The 19,477-nt window shown below is 61.5% G+C and carries 16 protein-coding genes; 11 read left to right on the plus strand and 5 right to left on the minus strand.

The genetic code is table 11. The annotated features are described in order from the left end of the window. The first annotated feature begins 356 nt into the window (after positions 1-356). On the plus strand, positions 357-1,280 hold the full coding sequence (gene pbpG, locus C4J90_RS16485) for a D-alanyl-D-alanine endopeptidase (RefSeq protein WP_124420342.1): 924 nt from the start codon (positions 357-359) through the stop codon (positions 1,278-1,280). 114 nt (positions 1,281-1,394) lie between these two features. Here the strand turns inward: pbpG and C4J90_RS16490 are convergent, their stop codons facing one another. Then, the gene (locus tag C4J90_RS16490; protein ID WP_124420343.1) at positions 1,395-2,057 is read right to left on the minus strand and encodes a peptidase C39 family protein; all 663 of its coding nucleotides are present in this window, start codon (positions 2,055-2,057) and stop codon (positions 1,395-1,397) included. Between the two features lie 213 nt (positions 2,058-2,270). On the opposite strand from C4J90_RS16490, the gene C4J90_RS26920 reads away from it, so the two are divergent. After that, positions 2,271-2,432 (plus strand): hypothetical protein, encoded by a 162-nt coding sequence (locus tag C4J90_RS26920; protein ID WP_164484550.1) that lies wholly within the window; start codon positions 2,271-2,273, stop codon positions 2,430-2,432. Here C4J90_RS26920 and C4J90_RS16495 read toward each other — a convergent pair. Beyond that, entirely contained in the window at positions 2,429-2,839 is a 411-nt protein-coding gene (locus C4J90_RS16495; protein ID WP_124420344.1) for a hypothetical protein, read from the minus strand. The two genes, C4J90_RS26920 and C4J90_RS16495, sit on opposite strands and share 4 nt — an antisense overlap. A gap of 205 nt (positions 2,840-3,044) precedes the next feature. Between C4J90_RS16495 and C4J90_RS16500 the strand changes: the two genes are divergently transcribed. The 4 genes from C4J90_RS16500 to C4J90_RS16515 all read left to right on the plus strand — a co-directional run bounded on the left by C4J90_RS16500 (position 3,045) and on the right by C4J90_RS16515 (position 9,508). Further along, entirely contained in the window at positions 3,045-6,266 is a 3,222-nt protein-coding gene (locus C4J90_RS16500; RefSeq protein WP_124420345.1) for an efflux RND transporter permease subunit, read from the plus strand. Next, a complete protein-coding gene (locus tag C4J90_RS16505) occupies positions 6,256-7,425 on the plus strand; it encodes an efflux RND transporter periplasmic adaptor subunit (RefSeq protein ID WP_124371147.1) in 1,170 nt (389 codons plus the stop codon). The genes C4J90_RS16500 and C4J90_RS16505 overlap by 11 nt, the downstream gene beginning before the upstream one ends. After that, positions 7,409-8,827 carry an efflux transporter outer membrane subunit gene (locus C4J90_RS16510; RefSeq protein WP_124420346.1) on the plus strand — a complete coding sequence of 473 codons (1,419 nt, stop codon included), beginning with the start codon at positions 7,409-7,411 and terminating at the stop codon, positions 8,825-8,827. The genes C4J90_RS16505 and C4J90_RS16510 overlap by 17 nt, the downstream gene beginning before the upstream one ends. Before the next feature lie 222 nt (positions 8,828-9,049). Continuing rightward, complete coding sequence (locus C4J90_RS16515; protein WP_124420347.1) at positions 9,050-9,508, plus strand: transposase; 459 nt, start codon at positions 9,050-9,052, stop codon at positions 9,506-9,508. 132 nt (positions 9,509-9,640) lie between these two features. Here C4J90_RS16515 and C4J90_RS16520 read toward each other — a convergent pair whose 3' ends face one another. Then, entirely contained in the window at positions 9,641-10,924 is a 1,284-nt protein-coding gene (locus tag C4J90_RS16520) for a Zn-dependent hydrolase (protein WP_124363399.1), read from the minus strand. An 84-nt stretch (positions 10,925-11,008) separates the two neighbouring features. Beyond that, a complete protein-coding gene (locus C4J90_RS16525) occupies positions 11,009-12,496 on the minus strand; it encodes an NCS1 family nucleobase:cation symporter-1 (protein WP_124420348.1) in 1,488 nt (495 codons plus the stop codon). 602 nt (positions 12,497-13,098) lie between these two features. Between C4J90_RS16525 and hydA the strand changes: the two genes are divergently transcribed. The 3 genes from hydA (at position 13,099) to preA (ending at position 17,344) form a co-directional block, all read left to right on the plus strand. Beyond that, the gene (gene hydA, locus C4J90_RS16530; protein ID WP_124420349.1) at positions 13,099-14,538 is read left to right on the plus strand and encodes a dihydropyrimidinase; all 1,440 of its coding nucleotides are present in this window, start codon (positions 13,099-13,101) and stop codon (positions 14,536-14,538) included. Positions 14,539-14,702: 164 nt separating this feature from the next. Then, on the plus strand, positions 14,703-16,070 hold the full coding sequence (locus C4J90_RS16535; RefSeq protein ID WP_124420350.1) for an NAD(P)-dependent oxidoreductase: 1,368 nt from the start codon (positions 14,703-14,705) through the stop codon (positions 16,068-16,070). After that, a complete protein-coding gene (preA, locus tag C4J90_RS16540) occupies positions 16,070-17,344 on the plus strand; it encodes an NAD-dependent dihydropyrimidine dehydrogenase subunit PreA (RefSeq protein WP_124420351.1) in 1,275 nt (424 codons plus the stop codon). The genes C4J90_RS16535 and preA overlap by 1 nt, the downstream gene beginning before the upstream one ends. A 111-nt stretch (positions 17,345-17,455) precedes the next feature. Here the strand turns inward: preA and C4J90_RS16545 are convergent, their stop codons facing one another. Beyond that, on the minus strand, positions 17,456-18,076 hold the full coding sequence (locus C4J90_RS16545) for a TetR/AcrR family transcriptional regulator (RefSeq protein WP_124363404.1): 621 nt from the start codon (positions 18,074-18,076) through the stop codon (positions 17,456-17,458). 116 nt (positions 18,077-18,192) lie between these two features. On the opposite strand from C4J90_RS16545, the gene copC reads away from it, so the two are divergent. Then, positions 18,193-18,558: a copper homeostasis periplasmic binding protein CopC gene (gene copC / locus C4J90_RS16550; RefSeq protein ID WP_124363405.1), complete on the plus strand. Its 366-nt coding sequence runs from the start codon at positions 18,193-18,195 to the stop codon at positions 18,556-18,558. A 3-nt stretch (positions 18,559-18,561) separates the two neighbouring features. Beyond that, a complete protein-coding gene (copD, locus tag C4J90_RS16555; protein ID WP_124420352.1) occupies positions 18,562-19,419 on the plus strand; it encodes a copper homeostasis membrane protein CopD in 858 nt (285 codons plus the stop codon). The last annotated feature ends 58 nt before the right edge of the window (positions 19,420-19,477 follow it).

The following is a 19,477-nucleotide window of genomic DNA, read 5'->3' on the forward strand; positions in this document are numbered from 1 at the left end:
TGGCTGTGGGTAGTGGCGTTTCAATCTTCTGCATTTCGAGTCGCACGTCGATCCAGCTGTTCAGCGGCGCGCCTCGGCACTGCCTTCGTCACGGGACAACTTGGACACAGAATCCCAGTACTGCTGACGACCTATGCGAAAGAGCTTTCATCAACGATGGTCTGGTTGACTGCTGGAAAGCTTGAGCAAAGCCTTGATTGGTAAAAGCACGGTACAACCCTAACCAATCATCGGCTTACAGCCTTTATTTAAAGGCTCTCTATCGCTTTCTGATCCATACTCCTAAAATGTAACGCCATTTGTCACCAAACCCGTTCCCAAACGGTACTTCTTACTTTTTTAGCGAGTTCATCCGCGTGAAAATTCGTCTTTCCATTGTCAGCCTATTTTTTGCACTGACGGGCACCTTCGCAAACGCTGCCGAAACCACCTTGGCCCCGCGTGACGCCTCCAAACTGCAAATCGCCTCCGGCAGCGCCATGCTTGTGGATCTGCAGACCAACAAGGTCATCTATTCGAGCAACCCCGATGTGGTGGTCCCCATCGCTTCCGTCAGCAAGCTGATGACCGGCCTGATCGTGCTGGAAGCCAAGCAGAACATGGATGAATACATCGACATCAACATCACCGACACCCCGGAGATGAAGGGTGTGTTCTCCCGGGTGAAGATCGGCAGCCAAATGCCGCGCAAGGAAATGCTGCTGATCGCGCTGATGTCCTCGGAAAACCGCGCCGCCGCGAGCCTGGCCCACCATTACCCGGGCGGTTACGCGGCGTTCATTGCCGCGATGAACGCCAAGGCCAAGGCGCTGGGCATGACCAGCACCCACTACGTGGAACCTACGGGACTGTCGATCCATAACGTGTCGACCGCCCGCGACCTGAGCAAGCTGCTGGCATATGCGCGCAAGTTTCCGATGTTGAGCCAACTGAGTACTACCAAGGAAAAAACCGTGGCGTTCCGCAAGCCCAACTACACCCTGGGCTTCTCCAACACCGACCATTTGATCAACCGGGCCAACTGGGACATCAAGCTGACCAAGACCGGTTTTACCAACCAGGCCGGGCATTGCCTGGTGCTGGTGACCAGCATGGGTAACCGCCCGGTGTCGCTGGTGATCCTGGATGCTTTCGGCAAATTCACCCACTTCGCCGATGCCAGTCGTATTCGCAGCTGGGTCGAAACCGGCAAGGGCGGCGCGGTGCCGGATGTGGCGTTGCGCTACAAGGCTGACAAGAACCTGAAGAACCGTGCAGGTGTGACAGAAGTGCGTCGCTAGTCAACTGACAGCACCGATCAAATGTGGGAGGGGGCTTGCCCCCGATAGCGGTGGGTCAGATACATGAATATCTACTGATCCAGCGCATCGGGGGCAAGCCCCCTCCCACATTTATTATTTTCGTTCTGCCAGGACCTTGATAGCCTGGGCCGCCGCCCCTTCCTGCCCGGCCTGGGCCGTAGCATTCGCCGCCTCGCGCCAGCGCTGCGCATCCACATTCGCCGGCAACTGGCTCGGACGCTGGGTAAGAATCGCCCAATTCCCTGCGCTCTTCCACGCCGACTCAAAGTCGCTGAAGCCCATCATCAATCGCCGCTCCCTGCCGGAACGCAACAGCACCGTGCTCTTCTGCTGGTTGAATCCCACCACCACGACATAGCGCGGGTCGGACCAGAAGCTTGAGTTGATCCGTGCCATCACCGGGTAACCCGCCGCCACCTGCGCCAGCACTGCGGTCAGCCTGGCCTCCAGTGGATACACCATCAGCCCGTATTCGCGCGCCAGCTTCGGCATGTTGCGCTCAAGGTCCGCTTCGGCGCCTGGCAAGTGCAGCGGCTTATCCAGCAACCCTGGTGTCATGACAATGCCTTGTTGCGACAGCATGCTGGCCAGAGCCGTAGGACCGCTCTGATAAGCCTCGCTGCGAAAGGTCGGTACGCCGTTGAGTTCAACCCGCTCCGGCAGGCCGGGGAGTTTCGAAGGATGGCTGGAACAGGCCGTCAGCCCCAGGACGCAGGCCAGCAGGATGGATGCTTTAAGGTTCGACCGTAAGCGCAATTTTTTACTCTCTTGATCAACTGCCGGTGAGGGCCCCGATCATAGGACGCTCTTGGGCGGGGGTATAGCCTTCAGCGTAGGTAAAACGCCGGCGATAGAGCAAACGAGTTGGACAGACACGACCATTGGTCAATAGCAGGCAACCACCGGGTAGCTAGACTGTCCATTGGGAAGACTGTGTATAGACCCCGGATGGGGCGAAGGGAGGCCTGAATGAGCCTTGCAACGACGATTTTCATGCTGATCTGCGGTTGGCTGGCGGTGGCCGCCGCCATGTTGTGGGGGGTCATGCGCGTGACCCGTCGCCATCATCACCCCCACGTCAAACCCACTGCGCCCGCCAAGCCGCGCAAGGCGACGGCGCATCACGCCTAGCCCGGCATGCAGGTAAAATCCTGCGTGGCGGCAACCTCTTTGCCGTGCCCATCCTTGAGCGCTGCGCGCACAGTGGTCCCGAGGCTCGACTCCTCCAGGGTGTAATGCTCACCCGCCTTGAAATGCCTGTACTCGACCCGGCCCTGGCAGTCCTGCTGGTTATCGTCGCCGGGCTCTTCTTCAAACAGCGTCACGTCCAGGCGATGGTCCCCAGGGTTCACTTCAAAGTAGCGCCCGTCATCCACGCGCTGACCGTCGACGCGCTCGGCCAACAGGTCATTCGGTGCTTCTTCTTTCAAGCCGATCCAGGCTTCGCTCGGGTCGGCCTGGGGTATCGGGCCGGCACACGCCGACAACACCAAGGCGGCAGCCAGGACGGGAATCAACAACAGGGTTTTCGGTGACATGGCAGGGCTCCAAAGCACATCAGTAAAAAAGCGTATCCGATGGCTGACAAGCTTGAAGAGCTGCTGTTTGTAGAACAAATGAATACACATGAAAGGATCTTCAGCCGTTACCTAAATCTTCCTTCACCTGGCTGAAAGGTGCGTGTTAGGTGGGTCGGGCAAGACTGCCGGGGTTTGCAACCCTGCTTTTCTCGGAGACTCACGCATGCTCGGGCTGGTAAAGACCGCACTGCACAAGCCGTACACCTTCATCGTGTTGGCCATATTCATCTGCATCATCGGGCCGATGGCGGCCCTGCGTACCCCCACGGATGTGTTCCCCGATATCGGCATCCCGGTGGTCGCCGTGGTCTGGCAGTACAACGGCCTGTCGCCAGACGCCATGGCCGGGCGGGTGATCTACACCTACGAACGCTCCCTGAGCACCACCGTCAACGACATCGAACATATCGAGTCCCAATCCCTGCCCGGCATGGGCATCGTCAAAATTTTCTTCCAACCCGGCGTGGATATCCGCACCGCCAACGCCCAGGTCACGGCGGTGTCACAGACCGTGCTCAAGCAGATGCCACCGGGCATTACGCCGCCGCTGATCCTCAACTACAGCGCCTCCACCGTACCGATCCTGCAAATGGCGTTCTCCAGCCCGAGCCTTTCGGAAGCCAGGATCCGCGACCTGGTGCAGAACAATATCCGCCTGCCGCTGAGCGCCCTGCCCGGCCTGGCGATGCCCACGCCCATGGGCGGCAAGCAGCGCCAGATCACCCTCGACCTCGCCCCCCAGGCCCTGGCCGCCAAAGGTTTGTCGGCCCAGGACGTCGGCAATGCCCTGGCGCTGCAGAACCAGATCATCCCGGTGGGCACCGCCAAGCTCGGCCGCAACGAATACACGATCCTGCTGAACAACAGCCCCAAGGCCATCGATGAGCTCAATGACTTGCCGATCAAGAACGTCGACGGCGCGATCATCACCATCGGCCAGGTCGCTCACGTGCGGGATGGCTCGCCACCGCAGACCAATATCGTGCGCGTCGACGGCCACCGCGCCGTGCTGATGCCGGCGTTGAAGAACGGCAGTATTTCCACTCTGTCGATCATCGACGGCATCCGCCAGATGCTGCCGCGCATCAACGAAACCCTGCCGCCGTCGCTGAAAACCTCACTGCTGGGCGACGCCTCGGTGTTCGTCAAGCAGTCGGTAGGCAGCGTGGCCCAGGAAGGCATCATCGCCGCCCTGCTGACCAGTGCGATGATCCTGCTGTTTCTCGGCAGCTGGCGCTCGACGCTGATCATCGCCGCGTCGATTCCCCTGGCGGTGCTGTCAGCCATTGCGCTGCTGGCGGTCAGCGGGCAAACCCTCAATGTGATGACCCTGGGCGGCCTGGCCCTGGCGGTGGGCATTCTGGTGGACGACGCCACGGTGACCATCGAAAACATCAACTGGCACCTGGAACAAGGCAAGGCGGTGAAGACGGCGATCCTCGACGGCGCCGCACAAATCGTCGGCCCGGCGTTCGTCTCGCTGCTGTGCATCTGCATCGTGTTTGTGCCGATGTTCTTGCTGCAAGGCATCGCCGGGTATCTGTTCCGGCCGATGGCGCTGGCGGTGATCTTTGCCATGGCCAGTTCATTCATTATCTCGCGCACCCTGGTGCCGACACTGGCGATGTACCTGCTCAAGCCGCACACGCCGGAGCAAGGTGCAGGGCATCATCCGGAAGATGAATTCATCAATCACCATGAAGGTGATCAGCACAAGAAACCGCGCAATCGAGTGCTGCAAGCGGTGCTGAATTTCCAGCAGGGATTCGAGCGGCATTTCTCGAACATCCGTGATACCTACCACGGCCTGCTGATACTCGCGCTGGGCGCGCGCAAACGCTTTATCGTCGGTTTTCTCGCCTGCGTGCTGGCCTCGTTCGTGTTGCTGCCGAGCCTGGGCCAGGATTTTTTCCCGGCGACCGATGCCGGTGCGCTGGCACTGCATGTGCGCCTGCCGCTGGGTACGCGCATCGAGGAAAGCGCCGCCGCGTTCGACCGCATTGAAGCGCGGATTCGCGAAGTGATCCCGGCCCAAGAGCTGGACACCATCGTCGACAACATCGGCATCCCCCTCAGCGGCATCGACATGGCCTACAGCAGCAGCGGCACTATCGGCCCGCAGGACGGCGATATTCAGGTCACTCTAAAAAAGGACCACGCGCCCACCGCCGACTATGTCAAAAGACTGCGTGAAGCCCTGCCGCAAAGCTTCCCCGGCAGCCGCTTCGCGTTTCTGCCGGCGGACATCAGCAGCCAGATCCTCAACTTCGGCGCGCCGGCACCGCTGGACGTGAAAATTTCCGGGCGCAGCGATGCCGAAAACCGCGCCTATGCCGTAGAGCTCGAACGCCGCCTGCAACACGTGCCCGGCATCGCCGACCTGCGTATCCAGCAATCCACCGGCTACCCGTCGCTGCAGGTGAATGTGGACCGCCTGCGCGCCAATGGCCTGGGCATCACCGAGAAAGACGTGACCAACAGCATGGTCGCCTCCCTCGCCGGCAGTTCCCAGGTGGCGCCGACGTTCTGGCTGAACCCGGCCAATGGCGTGTCCTACTCGATCGTCGCCGCAACGCCGCAATACCGCCTCGACAGCCTGCCTGCGCTGGAGGCGCTGCCGGTGACCGGTGCCGACGGCCAGTCGCAAATCCTCGGCGGCGTGGCGAGTATCTCGCGGGTACAAAGCCCGGCGGTGGTCACGCATTACAACATCGAACCTACCCTGGACCTGTACGCCAACGTGCAAGGCCGCGACCTCGGCGGCGTCGCCCGTGATGTGCAAAAAGTGCTGGATGACACCGCGTCCATGCGCCCCAAAGGCGCGACGATCAGCCTGCACGGGCAGATCGATGCGCTGCATGAGGCGTTCAGCGGGTTGAGCTTCGGCCTGCTCGGCGCGGTGGTGCTGATCTACTTGCTGATCGTGGTCAATTTCCAGTCCTGGGCCGACCCTTTCGTGATCATCACCGCGTTGCCCGCCGCACTGGCGGGGATCGTGTGGATGCTGTTCCTCAGCGGCACCTCGTTATCGGTGCCGGCCCTCACCGGCGCGATTCTATGCATGGGCGTGGCCACCGCTAACTCGATCCTGGTGGTGAGCTTCTGCCGCGAACGCCTGGCCGAACACGGCGATGCCTTGAAAGCCGCCATGGAAGCCGGTTACACGCGCTTTCGCCCGGTGTGCATGACCGCCCTGGCGATGATCATCGGCATGCTGCCCCTGGCGCTCTCCGAGGAGCAGAACGCACCGTTGGGCCGCGCGGTGATCGGCGGCTTGATCTTCGCCACCATCGCCACCTTGTTGTTTGTTCCCGTGGTTTTCAGCCTGGTCCACGGCCGTCACCCTACCCGCGCAACTGCTGGAGAAATGCCCCATGTCGTCTGATCACAAACCCTCGCGCAAGCGTCTGATGCTCCTGGGTGTCGGCGGCCTGACCCTGGCTGCCCTGCTGGTCGCCAACGGCTTGCACGCGCGTGCGCTGCATGAACAGTCGGTCAGCGCCTGGACGGAAACCGCGGCCATTCCCCAGGTGCTGGTGTTCCAGCCCAAACAGAATGCCGCTGGCGATACCCTGCGCTTGCCGGCGCACCTGGAGGCCTGGAGCAAAGCGCCGATCCATGCGCGGGTCAGCGGCTACCTGAAAGACTGGAAGGTCGACATCGGCAGCCAGGTCAAGGCCGGGCAGGTCCTCGCGCAAATCGACAGCCCGGACCTGGACCAACAACTGGCGCAAACCCACGCCCACCTGGTTCAGGAACAGGCGAATGCGCGCCTTGCCGCCACCACCGCAACGCGCTGGCAAAACCTGTTGGCCAGTCATTCGGTATCGCGCCAGGAAGCCGATGAAAAAACCTCGAACGCCGCCGCCGCCAAAGCCAATGCCCAGGCTGCCGCCGCCGACTATGCGCGGCTGTGCGCGCTGGAAAGCTACAAGACGATCCGTGCGCCGTTCGCCGGCACCATCACCGCGCGCAATACCGATATCGGCCAACTGATCAAGGCCGATACCGACAGTGATCCGGAACTGTTCAGCATCGCCGACACCCACCAACTGCGCCTGTACGTGCCGGTGCCACAGAACTACGCGGCGGTGATCCGCCCTGGTCTGGAAGCCGAGCTGAGCGTGCCCGAACATCCGGGCGAACACTTCAAGGCGCACCTGATCGGAGACTCCACCGCCATCGACCGACGCTCCGGCACCCTGCTCGCGCAGTTCGTCGCCGACAACCCGAACGGTGAGTTGCTGCCCGGCGATTATGCCGAAGCCACCCTGCCGATTCCGGCGGACACCCACGGCGTGAGCATCCCGGCCAGCGCCTTGATCTTCCGTGCCCAGGGCACCCAGGTCGCGGTGCTGGACCCGCACAACCATGTGCACCTGCAAGACATTCATATCGGCCTGGACCTGGGAGAACGCCTGGTGATCGACCAGGGCCTGAAACCCGCCGACCGCATCATCGACAACCCGCCCGACGCCCTGCGCGAAGGCGACCCGGTACAACTGGCCGACGCCACAGGGGGTGCCCATGCGCCCAAGGCTTAAACCTTTTGCGGCCTGCCTGTTGCTGGCGTTGCAAGGCTGCTCCCTGGCGCCCAGCTACCAGGTGCCGTCGGTTGGCCTGCCAGCGGGTTATCGCGAACACACCAGCGATGGCCCGTGGCACAGCGCGCAGCCGTCCGATCAACTGACGCCGCAGTGGTGGAAGCTGTACAACGATCCAACCCTCGATGAGCTGCAGCAACAACTGCTCAAGGCCAACCCGGACCTGGCCGCGGCGCTGGCGCATTTCGATGCGTCCCAGGCGTATGCCAGCCAATTGCATGCCGGGCTTTTCCCACAGATCAGCGCCAGTGCGCAGCCGTTGCGCCAGCGGCAATCGGATTCCAGACCGTTGCGCGGTAGTACGCAGCCGTCGGTGTACAACAGCGACACCGCCGGGTTTTCGTTGAGTTACGACCTGGACCTGTGGGGCAAAATCCGCAACCAGGTCGCGGCCGGCGATGCCCAGGCCCAAGCGTCCGCCGATGACTTGGCGGTAGCGCGGTTGAGCCTGCAACGCCAGTTGGCGACGCTGTATGTGCAGCTCAATGGGCTGGATGCGCAGAGCCGGATTCTCGCCCACTCGCTGGAGGATTTCAGCCAGGCGCTGCAACTCACCCGCAGCCGTTATGAGGGCCAGATCGCGTCGGAACTGGACCTGACCCGTGCGCAGAGTCAACTGGCCGAGGCCAAGGCGCAACTGGATGACGTGCGCGGGCAGCGCAACCTGACCGAGCATGCAATTGGCGAACTGGTCGGCGCGGCGGCCAGCGATTTCTCCTTGGCGCCGAGCCCGCAATTGATTGCCTTGCCCGGCATTCCCTCACAGCTGCCGAGCCGCCTGCTGCAACGTCGCCCGGATATCGCGGCGGCCGAACGGCGCGTGTTTGCGGCCAATGCCAACATTGGCGTGGCCAAGGCGGCCTGGTATCCGGACTTCAGCCTGACCGGATTGATCGGCGGCCAGACCCAGGGCGTGGGCAACCTGCTTGCGGCGGGCAATCAGTATTGGGCGCTGGGGCCGTTGATGAACCTGCCGATTTTTGATGGCGGGCGCTTGAGTGCCAACGAAGGCCAGGCCAAGGCCGAGTTTGAAGAAGCGTCGGCGCAGTACCGCAGCCAGGTGCTGAAGGCCGTGCGCGAGGTCGAAGATAACCTGGCGCAACTGCGGGATTTGCAGCAGGAGGCGCAGGATGAACAAGCGGCGGCGGATGCGGCGCAGCACACACAAGTATTGGCAATGAACAGCTATCAGGCCGGAGCCGTGAGTTATCTGGATGTAGTCACCGCGCAAACGGCGGCGTTGCAGGCGCAGCGGACGTTGCAGGCGGTGCAGACAAGGCAGTTGCAGGCGAGTGTGGGGTTGGTGACGGCGCTGGGTGGGGGTTGGCAGCCGGGCGGCTGAGGCTGTACGTTCGGCAGCGTTAGTTCCGGCCTCATCGGGAGCAAGCCCCCTCCCACATGGGTTCTGTGCCAGACACACAATGTATGAACACCGCCGGCCCCCTGTGGGAGGGGGCTTGCTCCCGATAGCGCCCTCCCAGACACATCCTGCCAAAAGCCTGAACGACATCTTCAGCCCACCCCTTCTAGCCTCTCAGCATCCACTTAGCAGAGAGGCTAAGGAATGCCTGATCTACCCGCTTCACATCGCCTGCGCATCGGCCGGTTCAGCGAACCGAACCGCATCTACTTGATCACCACCAATACCCATGAACGTATTCGCCTATTCAGCGATTTTCACCTCGGGCGCCTGGTCGTCTGGCAGTTTCGGCTAGCCCAATACCAAGGGCTGGCGAACTCCCTGGCATGGGTGGTCATGCCCGACCATTTCCACTGGATCATCGAGTTGAAAAAAGGCTCGCTGGCAAACCTGATGTGCCAGGTAAAATCCAAAAGTACACGAACCATCAACGGCGCAACTGGACGCAAGGGCCGACTCTGGCAGGAAAGCTTCCACGACCGAGCACTGCGCAAAGAAGATGACCTTGTAAAAATGGCCCGGTACGTAGTGGCCAACCCATTGCGAGCGGGATTAGTCGAGCGAATTGGTGACTACCCATTGTGGGATGCCATCTGGGTCTGACGCTGTATCTGAAGCACACCGTTCAAATGTGGGAGGGGGCTTGCTCCCGATGGCGGTGTATCAGCCAAAAACTTATCGACTGACCCACCGCCATCGGGAGCAAGCCCCCTCCCACATTTTTTTAACCGCATTTCACGCCGCAAGCTTGCCGCTGGCAATAGCCGCCGAAGCGGCCAGCATCGCGCGCAACAACACCGCACACCCCGCTGCCAGATCATCCGGCGCGGCGTTCTCGATTTCGTTATGGCTGATGCCGCCTTCACACGGCACGAAGATCATGCCTGCCGGGCCCAGTTCGGCGAGGAAAATCGCGTCGTGCCCGGCCCCGCTGACGATGTCCATATTCGACAAGCCCAAGCCATTCGCCGCATCGCGCACGGCGTCTACGCAGCCCTTGTCGAAGTACAGCGGCGGGAAGTCGGCGGTGGGTTCCAGCTCGAAACTCAACCCATGTTTGGCGCAGGTCTCATCAATCACCGTGCGCACCTGGGCAATCATCGAATCCAGCCGCGCCGGCTCCAAGTGACGAAAATCCAGGGTCATGCGCACTTCACCGGGAATCACATTGCGCGAACCGGGATACGCCTGCAGGCAACCCACGGTCCCACAGGCGTGCGGCTGATGCCCCAGCGCCGCCGCATTCACCGCAGCCACCACCGCTGCCGCGCCGACCAGGGCGTCCTTGCGCAGGTGCATCGGCGTAGGCCCCGCGTGTGCTTCGACGCCACGCAGTTTCAGGTCGAACCATTTCTGCCCGAGTGCGCCAAGCACCACGCCGATGGTCTTTTTCTCATCCTCAAGGATCGGCCCCTGTTCGATATGCGCTTCGAAGTACGCCCCGACCTTGTGCCCGCTCACCGGCCGCGTACCCGCATAGCCGATCGCATTCAACGCATCGCCCACGCTGACGCCGTCCGCATCGACCTTGGCCAAGGTCTCGCCCAGGGTGAATTTCTCGGCGAACACGCCGGAGCCCATCATGCAGGGTGGAAAGCGCGAGCCTTCTTCGTTGGTCCACACCACCACCTCCAGCGGCGCCTCGGTTTCAAGCTTGAGGTCGTTGAGGGTACGCAGGACTTCCACCCCGGCCAGCACGCCGAAGCAACCGTCGAACTTGCCGCCCGTGGGCTGGGTGTCGATGTGGCTGCCGGTCATCACTGGCGGCAGGTCGGGATTGCGCCCAGGGCGCCGGGCGAAAATATTGCCGATGCCGTCGACGGTCACCGTGCAACCGGCCTGCTCGCACCACTGCACAAACAGGTCGCGCGCCTTGCGGTCGAGGTCGGTGAGGGCCAGCCGGCACACCCCGCCTTTTGGGGTTGCGCCGAGCTTGGCCAGGTCCATCAGCGACTGCCACAAGCGGTCGCGGTTGATGTGCTGATGGGTCGATTGCAAAACGTCGAGGGCAGCGTTCATGGGGATCTCCTCAGGCTACATTTCTTATGATTGGACCGCATTCCAATGTGGGAGAGGGCTTGCCCCCTCCCACATTGACTGTGTTCACAAGGATGATTTGGCTGCGACTGGGGTGATCGCGCGCCTGGCATTGAGCGCGTAATACAACAGCCCGCCCAATGCCGAACCGGTAAACCAGCCGTAGCTATAGAACCAACTGAATGCATCGCTGCCCAGGGACAGCAAGGTCAGCACCACCGGCACGCCAAACGCGACGAAGCCGCTCCAGTTCCACGCCGGGTACACGTCGTCGCGGTACAAACCGGCCAGGTCCAGCTGCTGTCTGCGGGTGATGAAGTAGTCCACCACCATGATCCCGGCGATCGGCCCCAACAGGCTGGAGTAGCCGAGCAGCCAGTTGGAATACACCGTCTCCAGGCTGACATCGGACACGATCAGCCCGAGTTTTTTCAGCAGCTCATGGGCCATCAACGCCAGCCCCACCACCCCCGTAAGAATCACCGCCGTGGTGCGATTGATCAGCTTGGGCGCGATGTTCTGGAAGTCGTTGGTCGGCGAGACAATGTTCGCCGCCGTGTTGGTGGACAAGGTGGCGATGATGATCAGCGCCATGGCGATAGCCACCCACACCGGGCTCTGGATATGGCCGATCAGGGTAACCGGGTCGGACACGCTGACCCCCACCAGTTTCACCGAGGCCGCAGTCATGATCACGCCAAGCGCAGCGAACAGGAACATAGTCAGCGGCAGGCCGAAAATCTGCCCGAGGATCTGGTCCTTCTGGCTTTTGGCATAGCGGCTGAAGTCCGGGATATTCAGCGACAAGGTGGCCCAGAACCCGACCATGGCAGTCAGGCCCGCCATGAAATAACCCGTCAGGCTCGCGCCTTCGGGACGCTTGGGTGGAATCGCCATCAGCTCACTGATCGACACATTCGGCATCGCCCACACCAGCAAGCCAATGCCCACAGCGACCAGCAACGGCGCCGAGAGGGTTTCCAGGCGCTTGATCGACTCGGCGCCGCGCAGCACCACCCACAAATTCAGGCACCAGAAAATCATGAAACCGATCACTTCCCCGGTGCCGCCAAGGGATTTCCAACCCTCGAAAATCGAGCCCAGGAACAAGTGAATCGCCAGGCCGCCAAACATCGTCTGGATGCCAAACCAGCCGCACGCCACCAGTGCCCGAATCAGGCATGGCACGTTGGAGCCGAGGATGCCGAACGATGAGCGCAACAGCACCGGAAACGGGATGCCGTATTTCGTACCGGGAAACGCATTGAGCGTGAGGGGGATAAGCACCACGATGTTGGCCAGCAAAATCGCCATCAGCGCCTCGCCCACCGACAACCCGAAGTACGCGGTGAGCACACCGCCCAACGTGTAGGTAGGCACACAAATCGACATGCCGACCCACAGCGCGGTGATGTGCCATTTGTTCCAGGTGCGTTCGTGCACCTTGGTCGGTGCCATGTCGTGGTTGTAGCGAGGGCTGTCGAGGACGTCGGGGCCGGCGTCGAGTTCGTACAGGCCGTTACGTTCGATGACTTGCGATCTGTTCTGTTGCATGGCCGCTCCACGGTTTTTTTAAAATTATTCTTGCTCACCTGCACGGTTAAGGCAGGTGGCCGGAGTACCTCGTCGACAACATGACATCTCGGGCCCGGCCAGCCGCCACTGCACTCAATAACCGTGCCGACCATCGCTTCCCGACCCACACTGCATCTATAACTGGCTGATGTTTATCAGCTTTATCTGGTTGACCGATTGCATCTTCGGAACTTGCCCTGGAACTCAGGGTGAATAGCAAGGAAGTTGTCCGAACCTTCAGGACTCAATCTGGTGCAACACAATTATTTTTATTTATCAGCCCCGTCAAGCGCCATCGTTCAACCGGCTGATTTGCAATAAGAAATGTTGTTCAAATCGACAACCTGTCAAGTGCGTCAAAATGGTGTGAGGCTGCTTCATTTTGGTGAATTTTGATTTTTAACCTTTTAAATCAAATAGTTATATTGGTTATAAGCTTAATAAAAATATTCTTGCTCAATCGAAAAACTCGGGCTAGTTTCTATTCCTGTCACCGATGACAGGAATCAACCAGTTATCGGCGAGCCGTATTACAACACTTAGAACTGGCACAAGCCGGTCAAGCCTGTGAGGAACTCGACATGTCGCTGTTGATCCGTGGCGCTACCGTTATTACCCATGATGAAAGTTACCGCGCCGATGTGTTATGCGCAGGCGGTCTGATTCGTGCTATCGGCACGGACCTGGATATTCCCGCCGGCACTGAAACACTCGACGGCAGCGGCCAGTACTTGATGCCCGGTGGCATCGATCCCCATACCCATATGCAACTTCCGTTCATGGGCACCGTGGCCAGTGAAGATTTTTTCAGTGGCACGGCGGCGGGGTTGGCCGGTGGCACCACGTCGATCATCGACTTCGTGATCCCCAACCCGCAGCAGTCGTTGATGGAGGCGTTCCACCAGTGGCGCGGCTGGGCCGAGAAATCGGCGTCCGACTACGGCTTTCATGTGGCGATCACCTGGTGGAGCGAACAGGTCCGCGAGGAAATGGCCGAGCTGGTCAGCCATCACGGCATCAACAGCTTCAAGCATTTCATGGCCTACAAGAACGCGATCATGGCGGCCGACGATACCCTGGTGGCCAGTTTCGAACGCTGCCTCGAACTGGGCGCGGTGCCCACGGTGCATGCGGAAAACGGCGAGCTGGTCTATCACCTGCAACGCAAGCTGATGGCCCAGGGCATCACCGGGCCGGAAGCGCATCCGCTGTCGCGCCCTTCCCAGGTGGAAGGCGAAGCGGCCAGCCGTGCAATTCGTATCGCCGAGACCATCGGCACGCCGTTGTACCTGGTGCACGTTTCCACCCAGGAGGCGCTGGACGAAATTACCTATGCCCGAGGCAAGGGCCAGGCGGTCTACGGTGAAGTCCTCGCCGGCCACCTGCTGCTGGACGACAGCGTCTATCAACACCCCGACTGGCAGACCGCCGCCGGCTACGTGATGAGCCCACCGTTCCGCCCGCGCGGCCACCAGGAGGCGCTGTGGCACGGTCTGCAATCGGGCAACCTGCACACCACCGCCACCGACCATTGCTGCTTCTGCGCCGAGCAAAAGGCCGTCGGGCGTGACGACTTCAGCAAGATCCCCAACGGCACCGCCGGTATCGAAGACCGCATGGCGCTGCTGTGGCATGAGGGTGTCAACACCGGGCGTCTGTCGATGCAGGCCTTCGTCGCGCTGACCTCCACCAACACCGCGAAGATCTTCAACCTCTACCCGCGCAAAGGCGCGATTCGCGTCGGCGCCGATGCCGACCTGGTGCTGTGGGACCCGGAGGGCACGCGCACCATTTCCGCCAAGACCCATCATCAGCAAGTCGATTTCAACATCTTCGAAGGCAAGACCGTACGCGGCGTGCCGAGCCACACCATCAGCCAGGGCAAGCTGGTCTGGGCCGATGGCGACCTGCGCGCCGAGCGTGGGGCCGGGCGGTATGTGCAGCGGCCAGCGTATCCGGCGGTGTTCGAACAGTTGCGCAAGCGGGCGGAGCATTCCAGGCCCACTGCGGTGAAACGCTGAACATACAGCGCACATGATCATTCCCACGCTCTGCGTGGGAATGCAGCCAGGGACGCTCCGCGTTCCAAGAGCGGACGCAGAGCGTCCAATAAGGCATTCCCACGCAGAGCATGGGAACGATCGCCCATCAGAGGCAGCACCTCAATAACCGTGAGGCCACCACCGTGATCCAGACCCTGACCCACCTCCCCCATCCCCATGACGACGGGCCCACCCTCGCCAGCCATTTCACCGACCTGGCGCCGCCCCTCAACGCCCGCCAGGCCCAGCTTGAAGCCTCGCGCTGCCTGTATTGCTACGACGCCCCGTGCGTGAACGCGTGCCCCAGCGAAATCGACATCCCCTCGTTCATCCGCAATATCCACACCGACAACGTCCAGGGCGCAGCGCAGAAAATCCTCTCGGCCAACATCCTCGGCGGCAGTTGCGCTCGAGTCTGTCCTACGGAAATCCTGTGCCAGCAAGCGTGCGTGCGTAACAACGCCGACGAATGCGCCCCGGTGCTGATCGGCCTGCTGCAACGCTATGCCATTGACAACGCGCATTTCAGCCAGCACCCGTTCCAACGTGCCGCGCCCACCGGCAAACGCATCGCGGTGGTCGGCGCCGGGCCGGCGGGCCTGGCGTGCGCCCACCGTGCGGCCCTGCACGGTCATGACGTGGTGGTCTTCGAAGCCCGGGAAAAAGCCGGCGGCTTGAATGAATACGGAATCGCCAAGTACAAACTGGTGGACGACTTCGCCCAGAAGGAACTGGATTTCCTCCTGCAGATCGGCGGCATCGAGATCCGTCATGGCCAGCGCCTGGGCGACAACCTCACCCTGAGCGAGTTGCACGCGCAATTTGACGCGGTGTTCCTCGGCCTCGGCCTGGCGGCCAGCAAACGCCTCGGCCTGCCCGACGAAGACGCCCCCGGCCTGCTCGCCGCCACCGACTACATCCGCGAACTGCGCCAGGCCGATGACCTCACCCAACTGCCGCTGGCCGACCGCTGCATCGTACTCGGCGCCGGCAACACCGCCATCGACATGGCCGTGCAAATGGCGCGGCTCGGTGCGCGTGATGTGAACCTGGTGTACCGCCGTGGCCTGGATGACATGGGCGCGACCCACCATGAGCAAGACATCGCCAAGGCCAACCAGGTTCGCCTGCTGACCTGGGCCCAGCCCGAGCAGGTGCTGCTCGATGACCAGGGGCATGTACGCGGTATGCGCTTCGCTCGTACGCGCATGAAGAACGGTCGCCTGCACCCCACCGGAGAAACCTTCGAATTGGCCGCAGACGCGATCTTCAAGGCCATCGGCCAGGGTTTTGACAACGACGCGCTGCACGACCCGCTGGCTCAGCAGCTGCATCGCGTGGGCGAACGCATCTTCGTCGACGAACAACTGCGCACCAGCATTCCCGGAGTGTATGCCGGCGGCGACTGCGTCAGCCTCGGCCAGGACCTCACCGTGCAGGCGGTGCAACACGGCAAGCTGGCCGCCGAGGCCATGCACGCTCAACTCATGCTCAACGTGGAGGCCGCGTAATGGCCGATCTATCGATTGTGTTCGCCGGCATCAAAGCGCCCAACCCGTTCTGGCTGGCCTCCGCACCGCCCACCGACAAGGCCTACAACGTGGTGCGCGCGTTCGAGGCCGGCTGGGGCGGCGTGGTGTGGAAGACCCTGGGTGAAGACCCGGCGGCGGTCAACGTATCGTCGCGCTACTCGGCTCACTACGGGGCGAATCGCGAAGTGCTGGGTATCAATAATATCGAGCTGATCACCGACCGCTCCCTGGAGATCAACCTGCGCGAAATCACCCAGGTGAAAAAGGACTGGCCCGACCGCGCATTGATCGTGTCGCTGATGGTGCCCTGTGTTGAAGAATCCTGGAAAAATATCCTGCCGCAGGTGGAAGCCACCGGCTGCGACGGTATCGAGCTGAATTTCGGCTGCCCCCACGGCATGCCCGAACGCGGCATGGGCGCGGCGGTTGGCCAGGTGCCTGAGTACGTGGAGCAGGTGACGCGCTGGTGCAAGACGTATTGCTCGCTGCCGGTGATCGTCAAGCTCACGCCCAACATCACGGATATTCGCGTGGCCGCGCGGGCGGCCTATCGCGGCGGCGCGGATGCGGTGTCGTTGATCAATACCATCAACTCCATCACCAGCGTCGACCTGGAGCGCATGGTCGCCCTGCCCATGGTCGGCAGCCAGAGTACCCACGGCGGCTACTGCGGCTCGGCGGTGAAGCCGATTGCGCTGAACATGGTCGCCGAAATCGCCCGCGACCCGCAGACCCAGGGCTTGCCCATCTGCGGTATCGGCGGCATCGGCAACTGGCGTGACGCCGCTGAATTCGTTGCCCTGGGCTGCGGCGCGGTGCAGGTGTGCACGGCGGCGATGCTGCATGGGTTCCGCATCGTCGAAGAGATGAAGGACGGGCTGTCGCGGTGGATGGACACTCAGGGTTACCAGAGCTTGCAGGAATTTTCCGGGCGCGCGGTGGGCAACACCACGGATTGGAAGTACCTGGACATCAACTACCAGGTGATCGCCAAAATCGACCAAGCGGCGTGTATCGGCTGTGGGCGTTGCCATATCGCCTGTGAGGATACCTCGCACCAGGCCATCGCCAGCTTGAAGCAGGCGGATGGCACGCATAAATATGAGGTGATCGATGACGAGTGCGTGGGCTGCAATTTGTGCCAGATCACCTGCCCGGTGGCCGATTGTATCGAGATGGTGCCGGTCGACACGGGCAAGCCGTTTTTGAATTGGACCCAGGATCCGAGGAATCCCTATCGGGAGGCTGTGTAGTCCTGTAGGCCGCTATCGGGGGCAAGCCCCCTCCCACATTTGATTGGGTTCACACAGCCAAGTGTGGGAGGGGGCTTGCTCCCGATGGGGCCCTCAACCTCACCACACTATTCAAGGCTCCAGCCCAATCCCGCGCAATATCACCCCGGTCACCGTCTGTATCGCCCGCTCAAACTGCATATCCGACAACGGTTGGTGATCATTCAAAATGTTCACCTGATGATCGAAGTCGGCATAGTGCTGGGTCGACGCCCAGATCATGTACAGCAGGCTCGACGGCTCCACCGGCAGGATGCGTTTGTCTTCCACCCAATGGCGAATTTTCGCTTCTTTCATCTTGGCCCAGTCGTACAGGCTTTCATCCAGCGCCTCACCCAGGGTGGGCGCACCGTGGATGATTTCATTGGCCCAGACTTTCGAACCATACGGCCGTGTGCGCGAGCGCTGCATCTTGGCGCGAATGTAGCTGCTGAGCACCACCCGTGGATCATCGAAGGTCTCGAAGCTCAGGGCGTCCTGTTTCCACAGGTCCAGCAGGTCGAACAGCACCGCGCTGTACAGTTCGCTCTTAGTGGTGAAGTAGTAATGCAGGTTCGAGCGCGGCAGTTGTGCCTCTTTGGCGATGTCGGCCATGGCGGTGCTGCCATAGCCTTTTTCAGCGAAGACTTTCTCTGCGGCCAGCAGGATTTTCTCGACGTTGATCCGCCGAATTCCGATCTTGTGATTGCCCATAAGGGCTCCCTGACAACAACACGACCTAGAGACTACCATCCGCTCTAGATCGGGGCGACACGCCGAACCGAAACTTCGTACACTGCTCGCTTCCATCCTCTGATTGGTATTGAACAATGTTGATCAAGAAGTCCCTGACCATCGTCGCCCTGCTCGCCTCCCTGCTGGGCGCGTCTGCAGCCTTTGCCCATGCACACCTGAAAAGCGCCACGCCAGCGGCAGACAGCAGCGTTGCCGCACCGACAGACCTGCGCCTGACCTTCAGCGAAGGCGTCGAAGCGACGTTCACCAAGGTGTCCCTGAGCAAGGACGGCACGGAAATCGCGATCAAGGGCCTGGAAACCCCGGACACCGACAAAAAAACCCTGGTGGTCACCCCTGCCGCTCCGCTGGCGGCCGGTACTTACAAGGTCGAGTGGCACGCCGTGTCCGTCGACACCCACAAGAGCGAAGGCACTTACAGCTTCAAGGTTGGCCAATAATCCATGGCGACCCTGCTGGTGCTGTGCCGCTTTGTGCATTTCATCGTTGTGCTGTTGATGTTCGGGGCCAGTGTGTTCAGGCCCCTGTTGCTCGGCGCGGCCGCGCAACCGGCACTCGACCGGCAAGTGCTGCGCATTACCCGTGGGCTGGCGTGGCTGGGGCTGGGCTCCGGTGTCGCCTGGCTGCTGCTAATCACCGCGAGCATGGCCGGCAGTTGGGATGCGGCGTTGCAGCCAGCCACTGTGGAACTGGTACTGGGCAAGACCTTCTTTGGGCAGGTGTGGGTGTGGCATTTGCTGCTCAGCCTGGCGCTGGTCATTGTACTGGTCAAACCCTGGGCCGCACTGCGCCTGCCGCTGGTCGCGCTGCTGTTGGCGACGCTGGCACCGGTCGGGCATGGCGCCATGCTCGATGGGCTCAGCGGGCGACTGCTGATCCTCAATCAAGTGGTGCACTTGATGTGCGTTGGCGCATGGCTTGGGGGCTTGCTGTTGCTGGTGCTGATCCTCAGGCAATCCTCCCACTTCGCGCTGCAGCCAATCCTGCGGCGCTTCAGTGGCGTGGGCTATGGCTTGGTCGCCGGCCTGCTGGTGACCGGCTTGATCAACGTGCGCGTGCTCACCGGCCAACTGTGGCCTACCCCGCCGTTCGAAGGGTTTGCCTTAATTCTGCTGATCAAGGTGCTGCTGGTAGCGGGCATGTTGGCGCTGGCGTTGCTGAACCGATTGCGCGTGGAACAGTGCGACCAGCGGGTGGGCAGCTTGAAGGCCAGCGTGATGACGGAATGGTTACTAGGTGTTGCAGCGGTGGCTGCGGTATCGCTGTTGGGCACCCTGCCGCCAATGGTCATGGCCGGCTGAAACCCCGCCATTCTCATCTTTGTCACCAATCAAATGTGGGAGGGGGCTTGCCCCCGAT

Origin of the sequence: Pseudomonas sp. R2-60-08W, from assembly GCF_003852335.1 — a bacterium.
Classification (GTDB): domain Bacteria; phylum Pseudomonadota; class Gammaproteobacteria; order Pseudomonadales; family Pseudomonadaceae; genus Aquipseudomonas.

Coding starts and splice junctions, on each gene's coding strand:
- C4J90_RS16525 (WP_124420348.1), bottom strand. CDS start 12,496: ATGCAACAGAACAGATCGCAAGTCATCGAACGTAACGGCCTGTACGAA.
- C4J90_RS16495 (WP_124420344.1), bottom strand. CDS start 2,839: ATGTCACCGAAAACCCTGTTGTTGATTCCCGTCCTGGCTGCCGCCTTG.
- C4J90_RS16520 (WP_124363399.1), bottom strand. CDS start 10,924: ATGAACGCTGCCCTCGACGTTTTGCAATCGACCCATCAGCACATCAAC.
- C4J90_RS16510 (WP_124420346.1), top strand. CDS start 7,409: ATGCGCCCAAGGCTTAAACCTTTTGCGGCCTGCCTGTTGCTGGCGTTG.
- C4J90_RS16545 (WP_124363404.1), bottom strand. CDS start 18,076: ATGGGCAATCACAAGATCGGAATTCGGCGGATCAACGTCGAGAAAATC.
- C4J90_RS16515 (WP_124420347.1), top strand. CDS start 9,050: ATGCCTGATCTACCCGCTTCACATCGCCTGCGCATCGGCCGGTTCAGC.
- preA (WP_124420351.1), top strand. CDS start 16,070: ATGGCCGATCTATCGATTGTGTTCGCCGGCATCAAAGCGCCCAACCCG.
- C4J90_RS16500 (WP_124420345.1), top strand. CDS start 3,045: ATGCTCGGGCTGGTAAAGACCGCACTGCACAAGCCGTACACCTTCATC.
- hydA (WP_124420349.1), top strand. CDS start 13,099: ATGTCGCTGTTGATCCGTGGCGCTACCGTTATTACCCATGATGAAAGT.
- C4J90_RS16505 (WP_124371147.1), top strand. CDS start 6,256: ATGTCGTCTGATCACAAACCCTCGCGCAAGCGTCTGATGCTCCTGGGT.
- copD (WP_124420352.1), top strand. CDS start 18,562: ATGGCGACCCTGCTGGTGCTGTGCCGCTTTGTGCATTTCATCGTTGTG.
- copC (WP_124363405.1), top strand. CDS start 18,193: ATGTTGATCAAGAAGTCCCTGACCATCGTCGCCCTGCTCGCCTCCCTG.
- C4J90_RS26920 (WP_164484550.1), top strand. CDS start 2,271: ATGAGCCTTGCAACGACGATTTTCATGCTGATCTGCGGTTGGCTGGCG.